This window comes from Actinomadura sp. KC345 (assembly GCF_004348515.1).
Lineage (GTDB): Bacteria > Actinomycetota > Actinomycetes > Streptosporangiales > Streptosporangiaceae > Spirillospora.
Window position 1 is genome coordinate 1 of sequence record NZ_SMKH01000435.1, and the last position, 4,920, is coordinate 4,920.

General features: G+C 68.7%; 6 protein-coding genes. 2 read left to right on the forward strand and 4 right to left on the reverse strand.

Annotation, left to right across the window (positions count from 1 at the left end; genetic code table 11):
* Positions 1-338 precede the first annotated feature (338 nt).
* Complete coding sequence (locus tag E1281_RS37450; protein WP_165959276.1) at positions 339-743, forward strand: transposase; 405 nt, start codon at positions 339-341, stop codon at positions 741-743.
* Between the two features lie 36 nt (positions 744-779).
* Complete coding sequence (locus E1281_RS37455) at positions 780-1,691, forward strand: alpha/beta hydrolase (RefSeq protein ID WP_131884443.1); 912 nt, start codon at positions 780-782, stop codon at positions 1,689-1,691.
* On the opposite strand, the gene E1281_RS37460 is transcribed toward E1281_RS37455, so the two are convergent.
* The 4 genes from E1281_RS37460 to E1281_RS37475 form a co-directional block, all read right to left on the reverse strand.
* Positions 1,656-2,156 carry a RidA family protein gene (locus tag E1281_RS37460; RefSeq protein WP_347813337.1) on the reverse strand — a complete coding sequence of 167 codons (501 nt, stop codon included), beginning with the start codon at positions 2,154-2,156 and terminating at the stop codon, positions 1,656-1,658. The two genes, E1281_RS37455 and E1281_RS37460, sit on opposite strands and share 36 nt — an antisense overlap.
* A gap of 201 nt (positions 2,157-2,357) precedes the next feature.
* Positions 2,358-2,771 (reverse strand): hypothetical protein, encoded by a 414-nt coding sequence (locus E1281_RS37465; RefSeq protein ID WP_131884444.1) that lies wholly within the window; start codon positions 2,769-2,771, stop codon positions 2,358-2,360.
* A gap of 162 nt (positions 2,772-2,933) precedes the next feature.
* Positions 2,934-3,851, reverse strand: a complete 918-nt coding sequence (locus E1281_RS37470) for an LLM class flavin-dependent oxidoreductase (RefSeq protein ID WP_131884445.1) — start codon at positions 3,849-3,851, stop codon at positions 2,934-2,936.
* A gap of 81 nt (positions 3,852-3,932) precedes the next feature.
* A partial coding sequence (locus E1281_RS37475) for a chitinase (protein ID WP_207943743.1) occupies positions 3,933-4,920 on the reverse strand: 988 nt, incomplete at its 5' end.

The following is a 4,920-nucleotide window of genomic DNA, read 5'->3' on the forward strand; positions in this document are numbered from 1 at the left end:
ACCCTCACGGCCTTGGTAGTGATCACACTGCGTCCTCAACAGCGCACATGATCACGCCAAGGCCGTCCCTCTGTCAGGCGAACCACCGATCCCACCAGCCAAGAACCCAACCAGGTTAAAGAACAAGACTAGGGCGTGTTGCTAAACCCATGCTGGCCGTGCGCGGGCGAGTTTTGATGAGTGTCGCGTGACGTGATCTCTGATGAACTTCAAACGCTGGGCTGTGCAGGGGGTGTGGGCGCAGGTGCTGGAGAACGTGCGGTCCCTCGCGCAGCAGGCCGGGGGTTTGGATTGGGTCACGTCGATCGGTTCCACGATCGTGCGAGTGCATCTGCACGGTGCGACCTTCCGCGCGCCACAGGGGGGCGATCGGCCACTCCCGCGGCGGCCTGACTAGCAAGAATCACCTGGTCTGCGATGGCAGGGGCCGCACGCTCGCGTTCGTGCTGGCGCCGGGGCAGGCCGCCGACACGAGCATGCTGATTGCGACCCTCGATAAGATCCGGGTGCCCGCGGGCCGCGGGCGACCAAGGACCCGACCGGATCGGGTGATCGCAGACAAGAGTTATCCGTCGAAGGCGAACCGGGCGTGGCTGCGCGAGCGTGGCACCGCCGCGACGATCCCCGAACGCGACGACCAGATCGCGCACCGTCGGAAGGCAAGCTCGCTCGCAACCACCATGCAGGGCTCTGCCTCGCTGCCGTGCTCCAATGGGTGTAGCACGCGCCGGTCGCCGGGTTGAAGGTCGTTGATCGAGGTGGCTCGCTACGTTGGGTCTATGAAGCTCGGTCTGTCGCAGTTGTTCGACCCTCGGCTGATTCCGCTGATCGACTCGACCCGCGCGTTCTATGAGAAACGGGGTATGGGCCGGGGCCCGAGCAGCTGGAACGAGCTCCGGTCGATCCGCGATGCGGCGAAACCTCCCGCGCCATCGAGCCCTCCCGCGGTCGCCGAAGTCGTCGGCCGCGGCGACCGCACGGTCCCGGTGAGGATCCACTTCCCCACGTCGATCGCCCCCAGGGGTGTGTTCCTGGACATCCACGGCGGTGGGTTCTACATGGGATCTGCGGCAGGAAGCGATGTCCGCAACCGTGAGCTGGCCGACACGCTCGGCATCGTCGTCGTCAGCGTCGATTACCGGCTCGCGCCGGAGAATCCGTGGCCGGCGGCGCCCGACGACTGCGAGACCGCAGCACTATGGCTCGCAGAACACGCGGCCGACCGATTCGGAACAGGTCGCCTCGCCATCGGCGGGTTCTCCGCAGGCGCCACCCTCGCGATGACCGCCCTCGTTCGCCTCCGCGATCGCGGTGTGGCCGCGTTCGACGCCGCCGTGCTGCAGTTCGGGACCTACGACCTCAGCGGGCGGACACCCGGCGGACGCCTGATCGCCGACGAGTACTTCATCGAGGCCTACGCAGGCCAGGCGCCCGACCGCACCCACCCGGACTTTTCCCCGATCTACGCCGACCCGGCGAACCTGCCACCGGTGCTGATCGTCGTCGGAGAAGAGGACACCCTGTTGCGCGATAACCTCGCCATGGCCGTGCAGCTTTCCGCAGCCGACGTCGAAGTCGACCTGTGCGTCTACCCCGCCGCGCCTCATGGTTTTACCGGGCACGCGACGGCCATGGCCAGTGCTGCACTCGACGACCTACGCACCTGGCTCGACGGTCAACTCGGCCAGTGAAGGACGACGCTGTCGACGCGAAGCCCTCACCCATGGCTGCCGTTCAGCAACGCGCCCTAGTCGAGGACCGCGGTGGCTTCGACCTCGACCATGAGGTCGGGCTCGCCCAGGGCCGCGACGCCCGAGAAGCGTGATCGGCTTGACCGGGTCGACGCCCAGTTTCTGCGCTGCCCGCGCCACTCCCTCGCCCAGCAGGGGCATCTTGTCCGGACTCCAGTCCACGACGTAGATGGTCAGCTTGGCCACGTCGTCGAACGACCCGCCGATCTCGGCGAGCGCTGTGCCCACGTTCAGATAGGCCTGCTCGACCTGGGACGCGAAGTCGCCCTCGCCGACCTTCCGGCCCTCGGCGTCCCGCGCGACCTGCCCGGCGAGGAACACCATCCTCGATCCGGTGGCGATCGAGAGTTGCCGGTACACGTCGGGCTTCGGCAGTCCGTCGGGGTTGATCAGCGTCACGGCCATGGTCGCGCTCCTTGTCGTCGATGCGGGCACTCAGAACATACTTCGGCGGCATGGACGGTCCAGAGCTGGGCCATCGGCCACGGGCTGGTGCCGCCGATCGGTTGAGCGCGGTTGGGGAGCAGGCCGGATTGAATCACACGGGTGAGCCCCCGCACGCATTGGAATTGCGTGCAGGGGTTCGAGTGGTCGCCGGGTCTTCCGCTAGTTCATCGAGAGGGCGGTCACCCTCGTGTCGGCCGGCACCGTGAACGTCTGGTTGCGGGAGAAAGGCTTCTCCCACGCCGCGCCGTTCGTGTCCAGCCACAGGGTGCCGACGTTGTTTCCGGTGTTGACCTCGGCGAGGACGTCGTTGTCGAAGTCGTCGGTGTAGCCGCTTCCGCTGAAGCAGACGCTGGCGTCGCCGGTGGCGAAGTCCATGGCCAGGGATCCCGCGGGAGCCATCCAGCACATGTTCCAGCGGTCCGGTGCACCGGCCTTGTTCTGGGCCGTCTGGGCGGTCTGGGCGCCCGGCCGGCCGGTGTCGGCGGTGGCCTGGACGGCCGTGGAAGCGAGGGCGCCGAATCCCACTGTGATGATCAGTGCGGTGGTGGCGGCCTTGCGGGTGAGGCGTGACACTTCTTTTCCCCCTGTGATCGGGTTGAGCCTTTTTCGGCTCGCTGACGACCACCACTATTTGTCAGTACACCGGAATGCCACGATAGAGCTAGGGCCTAAACGGGTGGTGGTGCTAGCACTACCCCCGGGCTGCCCTGGCGTTTTCGGTGTTTCATTCGCAAATCAGTTCAGCAGGGTTCGGGCCTCGATCATCATTTGGAGGCCGGCTCTGTAGTCGCCGTTGTCCGGGCCGGTGACGATGCGGTCGGCGCCCGCGGCCTCGTAGGCGGCGAAGACGTCGGCGAGTTCCGCGGGGGACGCCGCCGTCATGGGGACGTTCGCCGCGACCTCCGGGGACATCCCATGGGCCTCGACCAGGTTGCGGACGAAGGATTCGCGGGCAGAGCGAGCCGACTCGTCGGCTCCGACGATGAGATGCCCGCCCACGGTGACGCTCGGCGCGGGCATGCCGCGCTCGTCCGCCAGTTCGCGCAGCCGCGTGACGGCCGGGCGGAGGTCGTCGGGGGAGATCAATGAGGGGAACCAGCCGCCGAACTCCACCGCCCGCCGCATCGCGACCGGGGAGTTCCCGCCGACCAGGACGGGCGGCATTGGCGTCGACGGGCCCAGGGTCAGTGGCGGCGCGTCCGGGACGAGGTCGGTCGGCTCGCCGGCCAGCAGGCGGGGCAAAGCCCGGAGCGTGGCGTCGGTCCTGGGGCCCCGCTCCCGGCTCGGCACCTCCAGCGCCTGCCAGAACGGCGAGTCCGGGAAACCGCCCGAGCCCACGCCGAGAAGGAGCCGGTCCCCCGACAGCGCCTGGAGTGTGGCGATCTGTGTGGCGATCCAGGCGGCGGGGCGCAGCGGGACGGTGAGGACGCTGAAGCCCAGGTCGATGCGTTCGGTGGCCGCCGCCGCGGCGGCCAGGACCAGGGCGGCCTCCAGGGTGGGCGTCCCGTCCCCGATGATCAGGTCGGAAACCCAGAGGGACTCGAACCCCAGCTCCTCGATGGCGCGCGCCGCGTCGGTGACCGCCGGACGCCGTGGGTCGTCCGCGCCGTCCAGTGTCATGGGCACCCCGGTGCCGATCTTGAGTTCGGACATGGTTCCAGTCTCGAACCTCAAGGGCGGATGACGTCAAGGCGCGGCCCGCGTCCCCGGGTGGGACGCGGGCCGTCCGAGGGGTCAGAAGCCGGCGGTGATCCTGGTGAACTCCCACGGCTCCTGGTCGATGCCGCTGCAACTGGCCGTCACGCCGCCGCCGGGGCACGGGCGGTCGCGGTTGACCGACCAGTACGCCAGCCTGGCCAGGCCGTTCGTCCTGGCCCAGTCGCGGATCCGGGTCCAGGTCGCCGGGTCCGTGACCTCCCGCTGGTCCGACAGGCCGTTCATGCCGGAGATGCCCATGTGCGAGTACGCGGTCGCGTCCGACCATCCGAACGCCGACGTCAGCGCGTTCTTCAGGCCCTCGGACGCGCTGACGGTGTCGGCGTACATGTCCGAGCCGCCGAAGTTGAACGGCATGATCGTGAACACGTCCACGCCGGCCTGGAGCTCGGCCGCGCGGTCGATGAGGCGCGTGCCCCAGTAGGTGGGGCCGCCGGTGCCGGTCCCGAACGTCACGATCGTCTGGATGCCGGGGTTGTTTTGCTTGACGATTTTCAGGGCGTTCAGGATGCGGTCCTGGACGGCCGCGTTCTCGAACTCGTCGGTGTTCTCGATGTCGATGTCGATGGCCTTGAGGCCGTAGGCGTCGATGACCTCCTGGTAGGCGCCGGCGAGGGCTTCGGGGGTCGCGCAGTTCGGGCCCAGCTTGTTGCCCGACCAGCCGCCGATGGACGGCAGGACGTCCCCGCCCGCCGCGCGGATCTGGGCGATCGCCTGGGCGTCCACGCCGCCCTGGAGAGGACGGGTGCCGTCCCACGCGGGGCTGCAACCGCCGCCCGAGAGGATGAACGCCATCGTGAACCACGTGACGCCGGTCGTGCTCATGACCGTGGAGGGGTTAGGCGGGTCGCCCCAGCCCATGTAGAGGTAGGGCGCGGCGTGCTTGGTGGCCGCGGGCGAGGGGGCGGCGCCCGCCGGCGGCGGGACGAGCAGGGAGAGGGAGCAGAGGACGGGGAGCAGGAGGACGGGGAGAAGTCTTCTTCGCAAGGTCACTCCCGGGGGAGGG